The organism is Rhodococcus sp. AC861 (assembly GCF_979256035.1).
Map to the genome: position 1 here is coordinate 1 of NZ_CEEDMW010000103.1, position 240 is coordinate 240.

Annotated in this window: 1 protein-coding gene; it reads left to right on the plus strand. The window is 67.9% G+C overall.

Going from position 1 to position 240, the window contains the following annotated elements; translation table 11 throughout:
- Nucleotides 1-22: 22 nt before the first annotated feature.
- A partial coding sequence (locus AC0IX4_RS23325; RefSeq protein WP_471831454.1) for an enoyl-CoA hydratase/isomerase family protein occupies nt 23-240 on the plus strand: 218 nt, incomplete at its 3' end.

A 240-nucleotide genomic window follows, 5' to 3' on the forward strand; every position in this document is an offset into this window, starting at 1 on the left:
CGACACCCAGGACGTAAGGGTCGTGGTGCTGACCGGCCGCGGCCGCATCTGCTGCGCCGGCAACGATCTCGGCAACGTCCGGGTGATGGCCGCAACCAGCGGCGTGGTCGACCTGCGCGAGGCCAAGCGTGCGATCTTCGGAGTGATGGACTGCGCCCTGCCCTTGATCGGCGCGATCAACGGACCCTGCCTCGGCAGCGGATACGGTCTCACGTCGATGTGCGATCTGGTGGTCGCCTC